Annotated in this window: 21 protein-coding genes and 1 tRNA gene; 10 read left to right on the top strand and 12 right to left on the bottom strand. The window is 36.8% G+C overall.

Going from position 1 to position 18,353, the window contains the following annotated elements:
• Positions 1 to 261 precede the first annotated feature (261 nt).
• The 9 genes from AAOP42_RS03545 to AAOP42_RS03505 all read right to left on the bottom strand — a co-directional run bounded on the left by AAOP42_RS03545 (position 262) and on the right by AAOP42_RS03505 (position 6,623).
• Positions 262 to 1,635, bottom strand: coding sequence for a DUF3987 domain-containing protein (locus tag AAOP42_RS03545; RefSeq protein WP_349527083.1), 1,374 nt, complete (start codon positions 1,633 to 1,635; stop codon positions 262 to 264).
• 57 nt (positions 1,636 to 1,692) lie between these two features.
• Positions 1,693 to 2,109, bottom strand: a complete 417-nt coding sequence (locus AAOP42_RS03540; RefSeq protein WP_349527082.1) for a hypothetical protein — start codon at positions 2,107 to 2,109, stop codon at positions 1,693 to 1,695.
• A gap of 77 nt (positions 2,110 to 2,186) precedes the next feature.
• Positions 2,187 to 2,474, bottom strand: a complete 288-nt coding sequence (locus AAOP42_RS03535; protein WP_349527081.1) for a hypothetical protein — start codon at positions 2,472 to 2,474, stop codon at positions 2,187 to 2,189.
• 95 nt (positions 2,475 to 2,569) lie between these two features.
• Positions 2,570 to 3,355 carry a hypothetical protein gene (locus AAOP42_RS03530; RefSeq protein WP_349527080.1) on the bottom strand — a complete coding sequence of 262 codons (786 nt, stop codon included), beginning with the start codon at positions 3,353 to 3,355 and terminating at the stop codon, positions 2,570 to 2,572.
• A gap of 252 nt (positions 3,356 to 3,607) precedes the next feature.
• On the bottom strand, positions 3,608 to 3,823 hold the full coding sequence (locus tag AAOP42_RS03525; RefSeq protein ID WP_349527079.1) for a tyrosine-type recombinase/integrase: 216 nt from the start codon (positions 3,821 to 3,823) through the stop codon (positions 3,608 to 3,610).
• Positions 3,820 to 4,230 (bottom strand): hypothetical protein, encoded by a 411-nt coding sequence (locus AAOP42_RS03520; RefSeq protein ID WP_349527078.1) that lies wholly within the window; start codon positions 4,228 to 4,230, stop codon positions 3,820 to 3,822. The genes AAOP42_RS03525 and AAOP42_RS03520 overlap by 4 nt, the downstream gene beginning before the upstream one ends.
• Entirely contained in the window at positions 4,230 to 4,691 is a 462-nt protein-coding gene (locus tag AAOP42_RS03515; RefSeq protein ID WP_349527077.1) for a hypothetical protein, read from the bottom strand. The genes AAOP42_RS03520 and AAOP42_RS03515 overlap by 1 nt, the downstream gene beginning before the upstream one ends.
• Before the next feature lie 524 nt (positions 4,692 to 5,215).
• Positions 5,216 to 6,391, bottom strand: a complete 1,176-nt coding sequence (locus AAOP42_RS03510; RefSeq protein WP_349527076.1) for a phage integrase SAM-like domain-containing protein — start codon at positions 6,389 to 6,391, stop codon at positions 5,216 to 5,218.
• Between the two features lie 160 nt (positions 6,392 to 6,551).
• Positions 6,552 to 6,623, bottom strand: a tRNA-Glu gene (locus AAOP42_RS03505).
• A 210-nt stretch (positions 6,624 to 6,833) separates the two neighbouring features.
• On the opposite strand from AAOP42_RS03505, the gene AAOP42_RS03500 reads away from it, so the two are divergent.
• The 3 genes from AAOP42_RS03500 to AAOP42_RS03490 all read left to right on the top strand — a co-directional run bounded on the left by AAOP42_RS03500 (position 6,834) and on the right by AAOP42_RS03490 (position 9,127).
• Positions 6,834 to 7,997 carry a hypothetical protein gene (locus AAOP42_RS03500; RefSeq protein ID WP_349527075.1) on the top strand — a complete coding sequence of 388 codons (1,164 nt, stop codon included), beginning with the start codon at positions 6,834 to 6,836 and terminating at the stop codon, positions 7,995 to 7,997.
• A 70-nt stretch (positions 7,998 to 8,067) separates the two neighbouring features.
• Entirely contained in the window at positions 8,068 to 8,553 is a 486-nt protein-coding gene (locus AAOP42_RS03495) for an RNA polymerase sigma factor (protein ID WP_349527074.1), read from the top strand.
• Entirely contained in the window at positions 8,534 to 9,127 is a 594-nt protein-coding gene (locus tag AAOP42_RS03490) for a hypothetical protein (RefSeq protein WP_349527073.1), read from the top strand. The genes AAOP42_RS03495 and AAOP42_RS03490 overlap by 20 nt, the downstream gene beginning before the upstream one ends.
• A gap of 10 nt (positions 9,128 to 9,137) precedes the next feature.
• Here the strand turns inward: AAOP42_RS03490 and ytxJ are convergent, their stop codons facing one another.
• Positions 9,138 to 9,494 (bottom strand): bacillithiol system redox-active protein YtxJ, encoded by a 357-nt coding sequence (gene ytxJ, locus AAOP42_RS03485; protein ID WP_349527072.1) that lies wholly within the window; start codon positions 9,492 to 9,494, stop codon positions 9,138 to 9,140.
• A 55-nt stretch (positions 9,495 to 9,549) separates the two neighbouring features.
• Here ytxJ and AAOP42_RS03480 point away from each other — a divergent pair, with 55 nt between their 5' ends.
• The 6 genes from AAOP42_RS03480 (at position 9,550) to AAOP42_RS03455 (ending at position 15,039) form a co-directional block, all read left to right on the top strand.
• A complete protein-coding gene (locus AAOP42_RS03480) occupies positions 9,550 to 10,398 on the top strand; it encodes a universal stress protein (RefSeq protein WP_349527071.1) in 849 nt (282 codons plus the stop codon).
• 11 nt (positions 10,399 to 10,409) lie between these two features.
• Entirely contained in the window at positions 10,410 to 10,757 is a 348-nt protein-coding gene (locus AAOP42_RS03475; RefSeq protein WP_349527070.1) for a translation initiation factor, read from the top strand.
• 213 nt (positions 10,758 to 10,970) lie between these two features.
• Positions 10,971 to 11,666: a DUF2461 domain-containing protein gene (locus AAOP42_RS03470; protein ID WP_349527069.1), complete on the top strand. Its 696-nt coding sequence runs from the start codon at positions 10,971 to 10,973 to the stop codon at positions 11,664 to 11,666.
• A gap of 174 nt (positions 11,667 to 11,840) precedes the next feature.
• On the top strand, positions 11,841 to 13,196 hold the full coding sequence (locus AAOP42_RS03465) for an NAD(P)/FAD-dependent oxidoreductase (protein WP_349527068.1): 1,356 nt from the start codon (positions 11,841 to 11,843) through the stop codon (positions 13,194 to 13,196).
• Positions 13,197 to 13,253: 57 nt separating this feature from the next.
• Entirely contained in the window at positions 13,254 to 14,336 is a 1,083-nt protein-coding gene (locus AAOP42_RS03460; protein ID WP_349527067.1) for a sensor histidine kinase, read from the top strand.
• Entirely contained in the window at positions 14,317 to 15,039 is a 723-nt protein-coding gene (locus AAOP42_RS03455; RefSeq protein WP_349527066.1) for a LytR/AlgR family response regulator transcription factor, read from the top strand. Before AAOP42_RS03460 ends, AAOP42_RS03455 begins: the two co-directional genes overlap by 20 nt.
• A gap of 3 nt (positions 15,040 to 15,042) precedes the next feature.
• Here AAOP42_RS03455 and AAOP42_RS03450 read toward each other — a convergent pair whose 3' ends face one another.
• Entirely contained in the window at positions 15,043 to 15,405 is a 363-nt protein-coding gene (locus tag AAOP42_RS03450; RefSeq protein WP_349527065.1) for a hypothetical protein, read from the bottom strand.
• Positions 15,406 to 15,490: 85 nt separating this feature from the next.
• A complete protein-coding gene (hemW, locus tag AAOP42_RS03445) occupies positions 15,491 to 16,615 on the bottom strand; it encodes a radical SAM family heme chaperone HemW (RefSeq protein WP_349527064.1) in 1,125 nt (374 codons plus the stop codon).
• A gap of 37 nt (positions 16,616 to 16,652) precedes the next feature.
• Between hemW and AAOP42_RS03440 the strand changes: the two genes are divergently transcribed.
• Complete coding sequence (locus tag AAOP42_RS03440) at positions 16,653 to 18,347, top strand: BamA/TamA family outer membrane protein (RefSeq protein WP_349527063.1); 1,695 nt, start codon at positions 16,653 to 16,655, stop codon at positions 18,345 to 18,347.
• Positions 18,348 to 18,353 lie beyond the last annotated feature (6 nt).

Below are 18,353 nucleotides of genomic sequence, written 5' to 3'. Positions count from 1 at the left end.
TGTCTCATTTCTGTCTCACTAATTATTTAACATGCTGAAATACAGCATTATACAAAATAAATTTGTCTCACTATAATGAGACGGTTTTGTCTCATTATAGTGAGACAAATGATACACTTTATGTATTTGATAATCAAATAGTTAAAAAATAAATGAGACAGAAATGAGACAACATTTATTGTCATTAATGTGGCTTTAAAGCCATTTAAGGCACATTTTATGATATTGTTTAAATATAAATTTGTCTCATTCATAGTTTTACTATTTAGGTACTGCATTAAACACTTTAGGATAGTCTTTAATCCATTTTTTAATTTTCCTATTCATTTTAAGGTAATCAGCCCTCTCTTTTGAGCCATTATACTCTATCTCTGTTATTTTGTACTGACTATAACCTAATCTCATCATTGCTGCCACTCTTAGTACTTCCACTGGTGCCGTCATTGTAGTATTGACCCTGTCATACACTGCAATAGCAGACTCATAGAAGTAATCAGCCATTCTGAGAGCTCTGTTCATAACGTGTTGCGGAACATTCACTTCGTCATCATAATCCTGGTGTTCGAAAGTTCTGTCAACCAGTGTTAATATAGCTGAAAACCTAAGTGCGTATTCTTTTACCTTACCCAATACACCAGAATGAATTTCTTTATCCCTGATATCTTCCATTCTATTGATTTTGTGTGTTTTTATTTTGATCCACTCATTGAACTCTCTGATAGCATTAGAATCCAGTTTGCATATCTTTGGCTCTTCGTAGCTCTCATAAACTGGCAGTCCGGTGTATAAACTATGAATACATTTAGCATGTATTTTCATAAGTTCATCTGGCATGGTATAATTGAGGTTAGGACTGGCAACCCTTACTTCCTCAGGAACCGCAAAGAGTAATCGAAAAATAAAGCCTGTAGTATCCCGGTCTTTTGCAAACAGCTTATAGGTAATGGTTGGTTGAATTCCACCTATTACATTTACAAATGGGCTTGGTAGTACAAATTTGTCTTTTCGAGACCTGATGCCACTGTATGCACGGCCGCTCCACGTACTAAGCCAAAACTGTTCATCAGTACCTTCTTTCCGGCTTAGTTGGTTCATACCATTCAGCCATTCCATTATTTCGTCACTATGTTTTACTACCCCTTTGGGATTGTCGGGCATGACATACCTTACAAGTGTGGATATATGTGAATCTCTATACACTACAGTTTTCAGTTCTTGATTCACTCTTTCTTCAGCTTCCTGACCGTTTTCCCATTCCTGGTCATATAGTTTTTGAATTTGATATAGCGGATCTGAAATTACGTCAATTGCGTAAGATTTGCCACTGCTTGATATCCCCTCCATACATGCCCAAATAGCAAGGGAGATAGGATTTCCAATTTTAGATACAACTCGATAAGATGCACCTATTGATGTACTGTAAACACTCAATAAGCACAGGCCAATAAATGATCTGGGTATATCGAATTCATTCACAAGAACTTCAATAAAGGGCTTAATTTTAGGATGAAAAGCATCAAGGGGAAAAATCAAGTTAGATCGTTCTCTTTTGTTTAATTCTTCATTTAACTCTCCATTGCTTGCAGTGGCTAGCTTGTTTTTCTGCTCCGCTAATATCTGTTCAAGAGTGCTCATGTGTTTTTTAAAAAAAATGCCCCTGCCGGCATTGGCAAGGGGCATATACTTTCAGTGTTAGGCACTGATTCGTTTTGGATTATTGAATACTTCCCAGGTGAAGGCAATAGCTCTGTTCAGCTTGCTAAGGCAGTAAATTGTATCATAGACATCTACCTTGTCTTCTCCCTGATTTGTCCCAATTATGAAGCTTATAGCAGTAGTGAGGCCCCTGTTATAAAGTTGTAAATCCCAGGCAGATTTTACATCCTCCAGCACTATATCAGGTAAGTCTTCATTGTGAGGACTAAAAGATTCCTGGATTTCATTTAGAAAGTAGATAGCCTCCAGATACTCCTGACGATGGTCATTTTTCATGCGATCGGTGAGTATATCGGATGCTTTAAGCAGGTGATCGTGGAAATATTCACGATCCTCAATTGAGTTCAAGCCATCAATTTTGATGGGGTACAGTTTTTCCTTAGATTTGTTCATCTTTATATGATTTAAAGTGTAAAAAATAATTATTTGCTTAATTGAAAAAGGGCACATCTTGCAGGATGTGCCCTTTTTTATTCCATTTCTCCTTCGAAGTATCTACGCACTTCAGTTGCAGGTACGAAAAGTTTTTTACCTCGTTGAATTACTTTTATCGTATTGTTGCTTCTTAACTGATTGAACTTCCATCTGCCCATCATTGCTTTCTCCATAAATTCAGATACAGTGAAATATTCTGGAGGCTGGATGATTTTATAAGACTCTAAAGCTCCAAGAATTCTTTCTTGGTTATTTTTTAGTTGTCTGAGCTCTTCCTTTAGAGGTAATTCTTCAACCGACTTGTTGGATATGATAGTTTCCATTCGAAATATGTTTTTTGATTAGCATAATTCAAATTTAAACACTTTTTAACGAATCCTGAAATATTTCGTGAAATTAATTTGTTTATTACATTGAACTATAACATAAAACCCAACTGCCGGTAGTAAAAATCACCTGTTAATTTCAGAATTGTTCTGTATTGTTGAGCGGTCAATTTAGCGTAATTAGCATCAATATGCTGGTGAATATTTGAATCATCTTTGAACATACATTCATATAATAAGGACAGATTTCTTTTTGTGAAATTCTCATAAACATCTTCTAATAAGATATTATGTTCCTCATAGGGCTTAATTATCTTCCGATAAAAATTTGTACTATTTATACCATCATTGGATATTTGTTTAAGCATCATGAAAACTTTCGAAAACTCAATTTTAGGTGCTATTAGCCAAGACGAAAATGGTTTATAAATTGTCTCATTTAATGTTGAAGCAAGCAGTATTTTTAAATAATCTTCAAGTGCTAAAAATGTAGGTCTAAGGAAAATCTCCAAAATTCGCTTCGTATCATAATCCAGTATATTGATATTTTTATTTAGATAATGATAAAAGAGCCATTCGCACCCCGAAATTTCCTTTTGGAGGTTTGTTTTTAGACGCTCTGATAGATTATCAAATTCCTCTTCGGTGAAATACCCTTTATCCCAAAAATCAACCTCTGAATAAAAACTATAAATTTTGTGATCTTGAGAATCCAAATGCCATGAAATAGATGCTAATATGCTTCTAACTTCTACTGGTTTATTATTGTATCGTAACCTTATATACAGTGGGTACCTCAAAACATTATTATCAAATTTTTGTGGTGGTAACCGTTTGTTTAAAAAATGTCTAACGGAAATTTTTTTTATTCTGGCCATACTGAAATTCCTAGTTCGCTGAATACAATATTATTTAAGTTAGCTCAAAATTTTGTGGTTTTGGGGCAGTTTCTAAAAAGGCTGTACCTATCATCAGGTGAAGGTGTCTGTAGAATATCGAGGCAGATGTGCCACAGTATAAAATGGCTGCACCTATCATTTTGGAGTTGGTAGTTTTATTATAGCCCTAGCTCTCTGAAGTCAAACCGTTCTACCCTGGCATTGATATCCCTGGTTGACAGCTGGTAAGGGTTATTTCTTAAAGGCTAATGTTTTTATTGCCTGGATTATTTCATCCGGAGTAGTGTCGTAGTAACTTTTTGTAGTGGCTATATCGGTATGTCCCATCATTTTTTGAACAAAATGTACAGGGATTCCCTTTTCCCCTTGCCAATATTGGGAAAATGAATGCCTGGCCAGTCGATTAGTAAGGAGTTTCAAAAGGGACTGATCTGCTAAAATCGTCATGGTTTCACCTTACAATCAACAAATTTCAATTTATTGCCTTCAACTTCCAGTCGATAAAGAAAATTAGATTTAATACATTCCAATACTCTTTTATAAAGTTTGGCTTTTGCTTCATCAGTAATATTTTGAGACCCATCAGGCCCAGTTTTCGGATGAACAAATAAGAGATATAGGGACTCTTTCCTAATAATGAGGAGAAAGTACAATCGAAAACCTCCCCGACCTCCTATCCTCTTTTTAATATAGGGTGTTTCATCATTGTTATTTAACCTGGTGCCTGATTTTAACCCATCAATATTCTTATCAAAGAAGTATTCAATTATATCTTTTGTAAGAGATCGGTAATTTTTTTTGGAGATAAGCTGCTCGAATTCTTTTTTGAATTCTTCAATGCAGTAAATATCCATTAGACAAGGGCAAATTCTTTGGTAGTTTCAATAAATTCTGGCATTTTCGGAAGAAAAAAGAATGCAGATTCCAAATCTGTGTATGTTTCTTTCAAGTCGTCTATTGAGTTTTTGAAATCTTTGATTTCATCCTTTGCAATACCCTTCGCTCTAAATTCTTTCATCCCAACATATTGCCTTATTAATGAGGAATGGAGGTCTTTGGCTGAGGAAATTAAGTCATTTAAGAGCATTAAACATTCATCATCCAAATCATTTTCCCAAGTGAGTTTCTCAATATTTTCATTGAGATCATTTAGTTTGTTCGTTTTTTCAGATAATGACGATTTAAATTCTAATATTGCATCCAATATTAAATTTATTCGCTCTTCATCATAAGTACGTTTTTTCTCTCTAAATGAAAATTCTCTAACAGCAGAAAAAGTATTGCTAATTTCAGACTTTGGTGATAGACATTCCATAGTATATTGGCGGTTGTATTCGTGGTTCAAGCAAACAAATTTTATCCAACTGTAAACATAATACCTCTCTTTTAATAATGCAATGGTTTTATAAGGATAGTACAGTTTAACACATATATTACTGATTATGTTTCATTTATGCGACATAATTTAGATATATAGAGTAATGTCACATTTACGAAGAGCCTGGCACTCCTGGAGTTCAATTCTCTCAATCACTTCCTGTCCTTCACCAATCCTAATCCATTTTGACAAACTTTGAGAAAACCCTGATATCAGTAAGGCTTGTCTCTACCAAGCTAGACATGGTATAGGTTCTAACCTTGAACCTATAATAAGCAAATTGTTTGACTGCTAAAGTAACAGCAAACAGCTACACCACATTGCCACAACCATAGTGCCTTTTTTAAAAGGCTCAATTTGGGATGTATCCCAAACCATTCTATCTTTTCTATAAGCCCAGCTTTCTGAAGTCAAATTTTTCAACCCTGGCATTGATATCCCTGGTTAAGAGTTGGTAAGGTTTATTTCTTAAAGGCTAATGTTTTTATTGCCTGGATTATTTCATCCGGAGTAGTGTCGTAGTAACTTTTTGTAGTGGCTATATCGGTATGGCCCATCATTTTTTGAACAAAATGTACAGGGATACCCTTTTCCCCTTGCCAATATTGGGAAAATGAATGCCTGGCCAGTCGATTAGTAAGGTTTTTCTCAATGCCAGCAAGCCTGGCAATCTGTTTCAGGTGGTAATTATATTTTTGTTCGCTAATGAGATCGGGGAATACATAGACCATATCTAAGCCTTTTTGCATTTCAATAATTTCAATGGCATGAGTAAATTCATATATAGGAGAATAAAATTGTTCACCGTTTTTATGTCGTGTTCCTTCTATCATATAGCCCTCACTACTGTTTATTATTTCGTCCCATTTGAGCTTTCTTAAATCAGAATAATATATACCGGCATAAAAACAAAAAAGGAAATGTTTTCTGGCATTAGCAAGTGCTGGCCGTTCTGTAGGGAGCTGCACATTTTTAATAAAATTAATTTCTACCAATTCCAGATACTCCCTATGTGGTTTGGATTTTTCTATTCCCAGGACAACTTCATAAAAAGGGTCACGGATCATGTATCCTTTCTTCACTGCATTGCGGCATATCTTCTTTAATGGATCGAAATACTTCAACACAGTGGCTCCAGCCAATCCAAGCCCAGTAAGGTATTTCCCAAATTCCTGAAGGAGGGCTTCATTTACGGAGTTCATGGGAATTTTTGGATTGAAGTTGCTAAGGTGCTTCTGTAGAGTCTTATATTTTTTAACAGTGTTAAGGCTATTGAATTTTCTGTCATGGAGGTAGTTATCTATATAGTCGTTGAGTATATTTCTATCTCCCCTTCTATTCCAAAACTCTTCGATACCTTTAAGGCTTATGCTGCACCCAAAATTCTTTTGATCGAAAATATAGCCTTCAATAGCATTTATCTTGGTAGCGATTAGCTTATTGATTTTGAAATTATGAGAGTGGTTTTCTTTAATCCAGTTGTTGTATTTGCCGGACCAATATTTCAACTCAATGCTTTCATCGAGTGAAAAATATTTTGATTTCCTGTCAAGCGTGACCCGGATCTGAATTTTATAGCGGCCGGACTTATTTTTCCGGTTGCTTCTGTTGACTAATGCTACAATTGTATGGCCCATAATTTTCAAACCTAGTCAATAAAAATTTGAAAACAAATGCGCAAACAATTACCAAAAACAAACGAAACAGAACGTAAAGTAAACCTTTAAAAAAGTGGGTTTAAGGCATTAAAAAAGCCAACTTTATGTAAAGTTGGCTTTTGTTTGGTGTTGTTAAAAGTAGTCCGTAGGGGAATCGAACCCCTGTTACCAGGATGAAAACCTGGCGTCCTAACCCCTAGACGAACGGACCATTTTTGGCATCAAAACCTGCCGTTCTGATTTTCGAAGTGCAAATATATTTGTCTCTATTTTAATTGCAAAAATTGATCGTCATTTTTTTAATTTATTTTTCATATAGATTCTTGTTAGGTCTAAAAACGACGTTCAATATTTTTCGCAATTTTTTAAATTTGGATTTTACCTACTTTTACAGCTAAATGCAAAATGCCAGACGGAATATATGGAATTAGTTGAAGTAAAATCAAAAGGGGAAATTCAGGAATTTTTAAGCTTGCCAGTGTGTCTCTATAAAAACGAAAGCAACTGGATTCGTCCATTGGATAAAGACGTGGAGGGAGTTTTTGACCCAAGTATAAATAAAACCTTCAAGTTTGGAGAATGTATCAGGTGGATAGCTCAGGAAAATGGAAAAACGGTCGGTCGTATAGCTGCTTTTGTCAATAACAAAACTGCCAACAAAAACAATGACCAGCCTACTGGTGGTATGGGTTTTTTTGAGTGTATCAACGATCAACCGACTGCTGACTTTCTTTTTAATGCCTGCAAAAACTGGCTTGAGTCAAAAGGAATGGAAGCAATGGATGGCCCTATCAATTTTGGTGACAGGGACAAGTGGTGGGGACTGCTCATTGATGGATTTGATATAGAACCAAACTACCAGTGCAATTATAATTTCTCTTATTACCAACAGTTGGTAGAAAACTATGGTTTTCAGGTATATTTCAAACAATTCACCTTTATTCGAAATACATTTGATCCGTTTGATCCCAGGATTATGAAAAAGGCTGACATCCTAAATCAGGATCCGGATTATAGCTTTGAGCACATGAAGCTTAAAAACCTGAAAAAATATGCCAATGATTTCAGAATAGTATATAACCTCGCCTGGGCCAATCACGATGGGGTGGCAGAGATGTCTGAAGAACAGGCCGATGCTATCATGAAGCAAATGAAACCCATCATTGATGAAAAGATAATATGGTTTGCTTACTATAAGGGAGATCCTGTGGCTTTTTATATTAATCTGCCAGAAGTAAATCAGATTTTTAAGTATGTGAATGGCAAGTTGGATTTAATTGGCAAGCTCAAGTTTGTATGGCACAAATGGAGGAAAACCAATAAGAAAATGCTTGGTTTGGTGTTTGGCGTGGCTCCTGCACATCAGGGAAAAGGACTAGATGGTGCGCTGGTAATGGCTACAGCGCAAATGGTGCAGAAGGATTATAGAAGATATCCTATTTTGGAAATGAACTGGATTGGAGATTTTAATCGTAAGATGATTATTGTGGTGAAGCAGATCGGCGGAGAAATAGGAAAGACACACCACACTTACAGGTATATATTCGACAGATCAAAGCCATTTGAAAGAATGCCAATAAAATAAATGTCTATTAGAACATCTTTTATCTATATAGATGATATTGGAGTAGAATTAGATAAACCGTCCTGCTTTTATGAAGCCAGAGTTTCAGGATTTATTGAACAACAATCAGAAGATTATTACTAAAATCTGTCGGGCTTATACGGACAATTCTGAGGACTTTAATGATTATCAGCAAGAGTGTATTGTCCAATTGTGGCAATCTTTCGATTCTTTTAGAGGAGCTTCAAAAATATCTACCTGGGTCTATCGGGTTTGCCTCAATGTGTGCCTTTCACAGCTTAGGATAAAGAAGAAGAGAATTCCTACTGTACGTGACGTAACGTTAGATTTCAAGGACGATACCGACTATACAGATGAAGAAAACCTGAAATCAATTTACAGTGGCATCAGGTTATTGAAGGAATCGGACAGGGCTGTGATACTATTGTACCTTGACGACAAGAGCTATAAGGAGATGGCGGAAATTTTGGGAATCACCATTACGAATGTGGGGGCGAAAGTCAATCGAGTAAAAAATCAGTTAAAATCTATAATCAATGAAAGATTTAGACATTAAAAAAGCTTGGAATCAAGAAGCAGAGGATCAATCTGTAGAATTTAATGCTGAGATGGTAGAGAAAATCATTGACAGGGGGTCGGTCAACATTATCCAAAAATTTGTCAAAGCACTTAAGCTGGAGATGTGGATCAACTTAGTTGTACTTACTGGTATAGCATTTTATATGACTTTTGATTTGAAATGGGAAGTTGCCATGTTTTTGTTTGTGGTGGACGTGGGTTATTTTATTTACTACAGGAGGCTGATAAAAAAACTGAGTGAGAAAACCATTGATAATAGTGTGCTGGAGTATTTGCATACGGTGTATCGTATGATCAACAGGTTTATTGCCCATTACAAAGTGGCAAATGTGATACTTGCATTGCCTCTTTTTATGACAGGGATGTATTTTGCCAACCCGGATATTTTTTCGGAAAAGTATTTTTCTCAAGGTTGGTTTATAGTGCTCCTGTTTGGGGGATTTGCTTTGGCGATTTTGCTGCTTTATTGGTTTTTGTATTTTTTGTATGGGAAAAAAGCAGAAAAGATCGGTCAGCTTATTACTGAACTGACCGATGATGAGTCGATTTAAACAAGGTGTTTTACATTGCCAATGTGGTACTTCCAAGTTCGTTTTTCAACTCTCTATAGGAAATGCCCATATGAGAAGCATTGTAAACACACTTACCGGACGAGATCAATAATATCTGTGGAGACTCATGAGAAATACCAAAAACACTTTCGATTTGATTTGAGACATCTCTATGAGCGATTAAATCCAGAAAATAAATTTCTATATTTTGCATTTCCTGATCGTCCCAAGACCTTTCGAGACGGTTGAGTACCATGCTACTCACACTACATCTTGTGCTGTGTTTGTAAATTAGGATTGGATTGTCAAATGATTTGGATTTAATTTCTTCTAAAGCCTCTACCTCTGTTAGTTTTTTCCAGTTCATATAATTTTACGTATCTTTATTTTTCGTTAAAAAAAAGTTAAAATTAATTCATAATATGAAAAAAATACTTGTTCCCACCGACTTTTCAGAAGTATCAGGACATGCCCTTGAGTTTGCCAGACAATTAGCTGAAAGAGACAATTGTCAAATCCTTTTGCTGAATATCATCGAACACCCATCTGTATCTACATTTAACTCAATGGGTATTACCGGTTATGACCCGATGGAAAATCTTTACATTAAAAAAATGATTGATTCGGTGAAAGTCAAAATGGAAGACTTGAGAAATTCGCCAGAATTTTCAGGGATTGATATCAAAACCAAAGTAGTAGTGGGTAATCCATTTGTGGAAATCACAGAAGATATTGTCAAGACGGAGACTGATCTGGTAGTTATGGGCACAGAAGGCACAGAAGGTATGGAAGAGTTACTGGTAGGGTCAAATGCCGAAAAAGTAATCAGGACATCTCAGTGCCCTGTTCTGACCATAAAATCTAAAACAAGTATTGATGATATAAAAAACATTGTATTTGCATCTGATTTTAAATCGCCTGGTGAAGGTATTGTTGCCTATATCAAAGAAATGCAATCATTGTTCGAGGCTAAACTAAGCCTGGTCACAGTCAATACACCAAATAATTTTACGACTACAAGACAGGATTTTGAGACGATGGAGGAATTTGCTACGTCTAAAGGTCTTGAGAATTATACCATGGATATCTACAATGATTTTCAGGAAGAAGATGGAATTATTTGCTTTGCTCAGGATATAGAAGCCGATATGATCGCTATCGGAACCCACGGCAGAACGGGAGTATTCCACTTTTTATCGGGTAGTATAGCAGAAGATGTAGCCAACCATAGTAACAGGCCTGTATGGACTTTTAGAATTGAAGAAAAATAAGAAAGGCTTAAATGGCGAAAAAAAGTAATAGTTTTAAGAATAGAATTGGAGTCGTGTATTCCACCGACGATAGTTTTTCTTATGATGAAAACGAAGAGCAGGAAGAGGAAACACTTATGAACAATCAGCAACACCTCAAAGTTATGTTGGATAAGAAAAACCGGGGCGGGAAAAAAGTGACACTGGTTTCCGGTTTTGTGGGTTTGACGAAAGACATCAATGAGTTGGGGAAAGCCTTGAAAAATAAATGTGGAGTTGGAGGGAATGTAAAAGACAGGGAGATACTCATTCAGGGTGATCATCGCCAAAAGGTTGGAGAAATATTAAAAAAAGACGGGTATCAGGTGAAGGTGCTTTGATTTATATTTTCTTAATATTTGAAAGGATTTAAAAATCATCAACAAACCCCCACTAAATATGAAAAATGGATTGATCTTATTAATACTTACTATGGCATTACTTTGAACTTTCTACCTTGGATTTTGCTATACTAAACTAACAAAACCACCTGTTTTAATAGATCAAAAAAATAGGTAGTAATACCAGTATCATATTAGCGTATTTATCAGTCTATGGCTTCAACATACAACCTCTCTGTTACCTTAGATTTTCTTTCTAAAATAGACCAGAACAACAACCGGGAGTGGTTTACTGCTCATAAAGACGAATACCAAAGTGCCTGCAACGAAATGATAAGCCTGGCAGATGGAGTGTTAGCTGAAATGCATAAGCACGATCAGATTGAAACTCCATCGGGCAAAAAAAGCTTGTTTCGTATCTATCGGGATGTGCGTTTTTCTAAAAACAAGCTGCCTTACAAAAACAACCTGGGCGGTGGCTTTCGGCGAGCTACCAAATACCTGAGAGGAGGTTACTATTTTCAAATTCAGCCCGGCAATACTTTTGTAGAAGGTGGCTTTTGGGGGCCAAATCCGCAAGATTTGTTGCACATTAGAAAACAAATCACGGCTGACCCTGATTCGTTAAGAGCGGTTCTGGAGGAGAAGAAGTTTAAGGATGCCTTTGGCACACTTCAGGGAGAAAAAGTCAAAACCTCACCAAAGGGATTTTCAATAGAGGACTCTGCTATAGACTTGCTTCGGCATAAGCAGTTTATTGTTACTCACCATTTTACAGATAAAGAAGTACTAAGCAAATATTTCCATTTAAAAATAGCCAACACCTTTGTTGCCATGCGTCCCTTTTTCGATTACATGTCGGAGATACTCACTACCGACCTGAATGGTGTGGAGCGGGTTGATTTGTAATCAGGCTTTTTGTTGTAATGTAAAGGAGTCTTATCGTACAAATTGATTTAGCGGTTTTTTTATCACATAAATCACGAATGTATAAAAACATAACCACAAAAAATAAACCTTATCATTCTATTAACCCATAGTTTTGCACTTCGTATGAGATATATGAGTTAATAAACTACACAGATGGTAGCACAGAGTACAAACGAGGAGTTGATGCAAATTCCTCAAAGCGAAAAGCCAAGAATTGTGGTAATAGGAGGAGGGTTTGGCGGAATCAAATTCGTTAAAAAAATAGATACAACTAAGTTTCAGGTGGTATTGCTAGACAGGAACAACTACCATACTTTTCAACCTTTGTTGTATCAGGTGGCCACTGCCGGTTTGGAGCCGGATTCTATTGCCGGATCGCTTAGAAAAATTCTGAGCTACAAGAAGGACTTTTTCTTTAGAATGGCCAATGTAACCGAAGTAGATGTGCATAACAATCTGGTACATTCGAGCATCGGATCTATCAAATACGACCACCTTGTGTTGGCATGTGGCTCAGTCACCAATTATTTCGGAAATAAAGATTTTGAGGAAAAGAGCTTCCCAGTGAAACAGGTGCCTCATGCCCTTAACCTGAGAAGTCAGATTTTGCAAAACTTTGAAAAGGCTGTGATCAAAAACGATCCGGAAGAAGTACAAAGCCTGATGAACTATGTGGTAGTTGGTGGAGGCCCAACCGGAGTAGAAATATCAGGAGCTTTGGGGGAGCTGAAAATGCATGTATTACCCAAGGATTATCCGGAATTGAATCTGGACAAAATGCAGATATACCTGATAGAAGGAAAAGACAAGTTGTTGGGGGGAATGTCAGAAAAATCCGGCATTAAAGCTTATCAGTATTTGAAGCGATTTGATGTGAATGTGCTTATTGGCAAGATCGTAAAGGCGTATGACGGCAAAACGGTAACCCTTAATGATGGAATGCAAATTCCCGCTCAAACATTGGTGTGGGCAGCCGGAGTTCAGGGCAACATTATTGAAGGAATTAAATCTGACCTGTCCAATGATCGAAGGTATTTTGTGGATAGGTACAACAAAGTAAAAAATCACGATAATATATATGCCATTGGTGATATGGGATATATGGCATCAGAAGATGCTCCTCAGGGTCACCCGATGCTGGCACCTGTAGCTATGCAACAGGGAGTATTGTTGGCTCAGAACTTTAGCCGAACTATGGACAACAAGCTATTGAAGGCATTCAGCTATACAGACAAAGGAAGTATGGCTACTGTTGGTAGGAACAAAGCTGTAGCCGAACTCCGTGGAGGATTGAAGTTTGGAGGGCTATTTGCCTGGATGCTTTGGATGTTTGTACATTTGTTTTTGATCGTAGAATTCAGAAACAAAATTGTGATTTTCGGCAACTGGCTATGGAATTACTTTACTTATGACCGTGGTACCAGATTAATCATCCGACCTTTTAAGAGACCCCCGTCACCTAAAGAGCAAGTCCATTTGAAAGAAGAGATTGCCGCTGAAATAAAGTGATCGGTTAAGTCCAACACCTTTGATTATATTTGACACAGTTAATTTTGAATAGCTTTTATGTCAAAAATCAAAATTTATTGGGTTTGCCAGATTGTCGGGTGGTCGTTGTTTGGTTTTGCAAATATCCTGGCCTATTCATTTCTCAGAAATCACCTGAACCTCGCCGATATTTTAGTCGAAATCCTACAGATTTTATTTTATATAGGTTCAACTCATTTTTTAAGGTATTTAATCAAAAAGGGAAATTGGGTGACCATCACTCCGCTTAAACTGATACCAATGGCTTTGTTTGCTGATTTGGTTTTGGGGATGGCAAATTATCTGTATTTGCTTTTTGTTTCCTATTTGCTTGGTATTTTGATTACTTCGGTAGAGTTAAATTCTGTGAATATTTCATTAGGCATACTTGGCCCAACGGCAATGTATTTTCTTTGGTCGCTTATCTATTTTACTTTTCATTATTTCCAACAAAACAATAAGTCGCTGAAGTACGAGGCGGTGATCAATGAGATTGAACTCAACCACCTGAAGTCTCAACTCAATCCACATTTTATTTTCAATGCCTTGAATAGCATTAGGGGGTTAGTGGATGAAAATCCAATTAAAGCAAAGTCAGCTATTACCCGATTGTCCAATATCCTGCGAAATTCTTTGTCTATGGATAAAAAGAAATTGATAAATTTTGAAGAGGAAATAGACATAGTTAGAGATTATCTGGAGTTGGAATCTATCAGGTATGAGGAACGGCTGAAAGTGACTTATGATATCCAGTTGGAAACAAAATCCGTAAAAGTACCTCCAATGATGATGCAGACACTGGTAGAGAATGGAATCAAACACGGTATTGCCCAGTTGAAATATGGAGGAGAAATAAGGATACAGGCTCAGCTACTGAAAAATAATCTGGTGATAAATATAAGAAACAGCGGACAGTACATCAATGGAAAAGTAAGTAATGAAGGCTATGGTCTGATCAATACAAAGAAAAGATTGGAGCTGATATACGGTGATACTGCCAGGCTGGAGATCTCCAACGAAAATAAAGAAATGGTATTGACGGAAATAGTGATTCCCCGACTGGAAATACCGGATGTGACATTTGAAAAACAAAGAGAAACACATGAAAACGTTGATAGTTGATGACGAACGTCTGGCACGAAAGGAGCTGAATTCATTACTTGCAGAGTTTACCGAAATCGAAGTGATAGGGGAGGCTGTGAATGCTGATGATGCCTATGACAAGATCAATGAGCTGAATCCTGACTTAATTTTTTTGGATATTCAGATGCCTGGAAAAACAGGGTTTGAATTGCTGGAAAGTCTGGAAAAAGTACCTAAAGTAATATTTACCACTGCTTATGATCAGTTTGCATTGAAAGCGTTTGAATACAATGCCCTGGATTATTTGCTTAAACCAATTGATGCCGAAAGACTCACCAATTCGATCAACAAGCTAAAAGAAGACGAACCAGTTTCCTCCAGCCAGTTTGTTCAGCAGACACATAAGCTGATGTCATCCGATCAGGTGTTTGTGAAAGATGGAGAGAAATGTTGGTTTGTAAAGTTGGAAAATATTCGTTTGTTCGAATCAGATGGTAACTATATCAAAGTGTATTTTGAGACTTTTCGCCCAATGATTCACAAGTCACTCAATGCCTTGGATGAAAAGCTGGATGGTCGATCTTTTTTTCGTGCCAGTAGAAAACACATTATTAACTTAGGTTGGGTGGATACTATTGAACCGTGGTTTAATGGTGGACTTATGGTTCAATTAAAAGGGGGAGAAAGAGTGGAAGTAAGCAGAAGGCAGGCATCCAGATTTAAAGAAAAGATGAGCCTTTAGTATTTACTCTTTAATAAGATTCATCAAGTCTTTGTGAATTTCCCAGTCACGGGCAAGGTTGAGCATGGCGGTTGCTTCCATTTCTGTCAGGTAACCTTTTTTGTTGTTGTCTTGCCATACAGAATACAGATAACCCAACCTTTTTTCCTTTGGCAGGTGGCCAATTATTTTGTTCAGAAAGTCACGTGACCTTTCGAATGCCGAGAGGTAATCTTCTGCAATGAAACCATTGGCCCATTCCAATTCTTCATGTGCTTTTAATTCTTCAGCCGATTTATCCAGAATTTTTTTTTCATCTTCATCCAGTCCATGGTAGTGGAAGATCAAAGATTTCAACAGCATAATGGCTTTAAGTTCTGTATTCATTATTGTGTTAACCTGTGCAAGTCAAACGAAGGTACAATAATATAAATATATTACGAAGCATGAAAAATCTTTTATAAGCAAAGCATCAATCCACAATGAAATTTTCAGTAATGCTATCCGCTACCAGCTTCCCTTCTCTGGTAAGCATCAGGTATTCTGATAATTCGATCAACCCCTGATTTTTATAAAGAGAAATCTTATCGGTATAGTTTCCTGCAAAATCAAAGTTGAAACGGTCTTTTATTTCTTTAAGGCTTATTCCTTTTGCAGTCCGGATTTTGGTTAGAATATACTCGTTGAGTTTTTGATTATTAGTTAGCAATTCAACATTACATGGAATTTGCCCGTCATCAATAGCTTTAATGTATTTGCTGTTATTTCGGATGTTGAATTGTCTGGAATTTCCATTGAATGAATGAGCTCCCGGTCCAAGGCCTAAGTATTGTTCACCTTTCCAATAACTGGAATTGTGTTGGGATTCAAATCCCGGTTTGCTGAAATTGGAGATTTCATACTGGTGGAATCCGCTACTGGCTAGTACATCCATAATCAACTCAAACTGGCTGGCAGCAACTTCCTCATCGATTGGCTGAATCTTGTTTGTTTTCTTCCACTTGCCAAATGTGGTGTTTTCTTCGATTGTCAAGCCGTATATTGAAATGTGCTGGGTGTCTAAAGCAATGATTTTTTCCAAATCTTTTTGAAACTGCTGAAGGGTCTGATTCGGAACTCCGAAAATGAGGTCAACACTTATGTTATCAAACCCCACATTTTTAGCTTTGCTAACAGCCTTTGTTGCCATCTGTGATGTGTGAGCTCTGTTGAACAAATGGAGAAAATTATCATTGAATGATTGGATGCCAATGCTCAGGCGGTTGATTCCCCTTGATTTGAAAGTGTATAAATTTTCTTCGGACAAATCATCGGGGTTTGCTTCCAGAGTTACCTCTGGGTTTTTAGAAACAGAAAAATTTTCAGTAATAGTATTTAGGATTTTTTCCAGTTCGTAAGAAGAAAGCAAAGACGGTGTGCCACCACCAAAATATATTGTTTTGATTGGTTCGCCTGACAAATAGCTTTTTTGTAGTCTGATTTCCTTACAGATGGCATCTACCAAATCAGGTTTAGTTCTCAGGTAAGTTGAAAAATGGAAGTCACAATAATGACAGGCTTGTTTGCAGTAAGGGATATGAATGTAAATTCCAGCCACTAATGATTATTTTAGCAGCAAATCTAACCAATCGCTTTTGGGAAAATGGATCAAACATATTTTTTGTATTACTGCTTTTTGCACAGTTAATTATTGGGCAAATGCGCAGAGCAACTATCAATTAGAGATAATCGGAGATACGGATGATGTATTTCGAAAGAACGAAATTGACCTTAGAAGTCTGGACTCTTTGGGAATTCAAACGCTGTTGAAAAATAGAGTTGCTGAACTGAGGGCAGAGGGTTATTGGCTTGCTAGTTTAGATGAATTAACATTCGGCAATCAGACAGTTACTGTCAAATTGTTCCTAGGAAAAAAGTATGAATATATTCGTATAATTCATACAAATTTAACCGAAAGTGATAGTAAAAAATTGGCTTTATCTCAAAGCCAATTGCCAATAGATTATCGATCTACAGAAATTCAAAAGTTGTATCAAAAGGTGCTTTCTTATTATGAAAACAATGGCTACCCTTTTGCCAAAGTCCAACTCGATTCATTTGATGTTGATCGTTCCGGTTTGCTTTGTGAGTTGAATGCTGATCCGGGAAGAAGGATTACTTTTGATTCTGTTCAGGTCAATGATGCACAGTTGGTAAATTCTAAATTCATTTCCCGGTATTTAGGAATAAGTTATGATGAAGCATTTTCTCAAAAAAGAATAGATGAAATTGAAAAGAGGCTGAGCAGGTTGCCTTTTTTGCAATTGGAAAAAGAACCAGGTGTTTATTTTGGACTTCAAAAAGCAAAAGTCGGACTATCACTATCGAAAAGGAAAGTCAACATTTTTGACGGAATACTGGGACTGATTCCGGGAGCTGAAAACCGTAAGCCTGAGCTCACAGGGGAGTTGAATTTTGAGCTTCAGAATTTGTTTAAAGCGGGGAAATATTTTGATTTTCATTGGAAAAAAATTACCACAAAAACTCAGCAACTGGATGTAAGCTATGAGCATCCATTTGTCTTTGGTTCTCCTTTTTATCTGCGGTTATCCTTTAATCAGCTTAAGGAAAACACTGCATTTTCAAATCGGTTATTACTTCTGGGGTTGAATTATTCGCTTTCTGCCAGCACTCGATTGAATTTGTTTTATGAAAATAAAAATGGAAACCGGTTAGAAGATTTGGCAGTTGACAATGGGGATTTTGGATTAAACAACTATGGTGTTGGTTTGGAAATCAATACACTTGACAATATTCAAATACCAAAAAGCGGATACATCACGCACCTGAATGCTCAAGTTGGTTTGAAAACCATAACTTCTTCTGCTCCCAACAATCAAAGCAAATCCGATCAATATGAGTTTAGAGCAGACTTTGCCAATTACATGCCTCTTGGAAAAAGCTCCATTTTATTTTTCAAATTCTCAGGAGGTCTTTTAGAAAATCAAAATCTTTTCTTGAATGACCTGTTTCGATTGGGTGGTTTGAAATCCATAAGAGGATTCAATGAGAATTTCTTCTATGCTTCAAAATATGGCCTTGTGAATCTTGAATGGCAGTTGTATTTGGAGGCCAGTTCGTATCTGTTTTTGTTTTTTGACCAGGCATTGTTGGAACGGGAAATTTACTCGGGAGCTATCACCGATAAACCGTCCGGTGCGGGGGTTGGAATGAAAATAAATTCCAATGGAGGTCAGTTTAGCATCATATACGGCCTTGGGCGTTCCGGGAATCAGGGATTTTCATTTGATCAGTCCAAAATCCATTTCGGATATACTGCGAAATTCTAGCATAGC

The organism is Reichenbachiella sp. MALMAid0571 (genome assembly GCF_040151475.1).
Classification (GTDB): Bacteria; Bacteroidota; Bacteroidia; order Cytophagales; family Cyclobacteriaceae; genus CAXBNB01.
The sequence above is the reverse complement of the archived record's forward strand: the minus strand, read 5'-3'. Positions and strand labels throughout refer to the sequence as shown.

Bases quoted from the DNA above. Each gene is read 5' to 3' on its own strand.
- AAOP42_RS03545 (WP_349527083.1), bottom strand. From the start codon at position 1,635: ATGAGCACTCTTGAACAGATATTAGCGGAGCAGAAAAACAAGCTAGCC.
- AAOP42_RS03540 (WP_349527082.1), bottom strand. From the start codon at position 2,109: ATGAACAAATCTAAGGAAAAACTGTACCCCATCAAAATTGATGGCTTG.
- AAOP42_RS03535 (WP_349527081.1), bottom strand. From the start codon at position 2,474: ATGGAAACTATCATATCCAACAAGTCGGTTGAAGAATTACCTCTAAAG.
- AAOP42_RS03530 (WP_349527080.1), bottom strand. From the start codon at position 3,355: ATGGCCAGAATAAAAAAAATTTCCGTTAGACATTTTTTAAACAAACGG.
- AAOP42_RS03525 (WP_349527079.1), bottom strand. From the start codon at position 3,823: ATGACGATTTTAGCAGATCAGTCCCTTTTGAAACTCCTTACTAATCGA.
- AAOP42_RS03520 (WP_349527078.1), bottom strand. From the start codon at position 4,230: ATGGATATTTACTGCATTGAAGAATTCAAAAAAGAATTCGAGCAGCTT.
- AAOP42_RS03515 (WP_349527077.1), bottom strand. From the start codon at position 4,691: ATGGAATGTCTATCACCAAAGTCTGAAATTAGCAATACTTTTTCTGCT.
- AAOP42_RS03510 (WP_349527076.1), bottom strand. From the start codon at position 6,391: ATGGGCCATACAATTGTAGCATTAGTCAACAGAAGCAACCGGAAAAAT.
- AAOP42_RS03500 (WP_349527075.1), top strand. From the start codon at position 6,834: ATGGAATTAGTTGAAGTAAAATCAAAAGGGGAAATTCAGGAATTTTTA.
- AAOP42_RS03495 (WP_349527074.1), top strand. From the start codon at position 8,068: ATGAAGCCAGAGTTTCAGGATTTATTGAACAACAATCAGAAGATTATT.
- AAOP42_RS03490 (WP_349527073.1), top strand. From the start codon at position 8,534: ATGAAAGATTTAGACATTAAAAAAGCTTGGAATCAAGAAGCAGAGGAT.
- ytxJ (WP_349527072.1), bottom strand. From the start codon at position 9,494: ATGAACTGGAAAAAACTAACAGAGGTAGAGGCTTTAGAAGAAATTAAA.
- AAOP42_RS03480 (WP_349527071.1), top strand. From the start codon at position 9,550: ATGAAAAAAATACTTGTTCCCACCGACTTTTCAGAAGTATCAGGACAT.
- AAOP42_RS03475 (WP_349527070.1), top strand. From the start codon at position 10,410: ATGGCGAAAAAAAGTAATAGTTTTAAGAATAGAATTGGAGTCGTGTAT.
- AAOP42_RS03470 (WP_349527069.1), top strand. From the start codon at position 10,971: ATGGCTTCAACATACAACCTCTCTGTTACCTTAGATTTTCTTTCTAAA.
- AAOP42_RS03465 (WP_349527068.1), top strand. From the start codon at position 11,841: ATGGTAGCACAGAGTACAAACGAGGAGTTGATGCAAATTCCTCAAAGC.
- AAOP42_RS03460 (WP_349527067.1), top strand. From the start codon at position 13,254: ATGTCAAAAATCAAAATTTATTGGGTTTGCCAGATTGTCGGGTGGTCG.
- AAOP42_RS03455 (WP_349527066.1), top strand. From the start codon at position 14,317: ATGAAAACGTTGATAGTTGATGACGAACGTCTGGCACGAAAGGAGCTG.
- AAOP42_RS03450 (WP_349527065.1), bottom strand. From the start codon at position 15,405: ATGAATACAGAACTTAAAGCCATTATGCTGTTGAAATCTTTGATCTTC.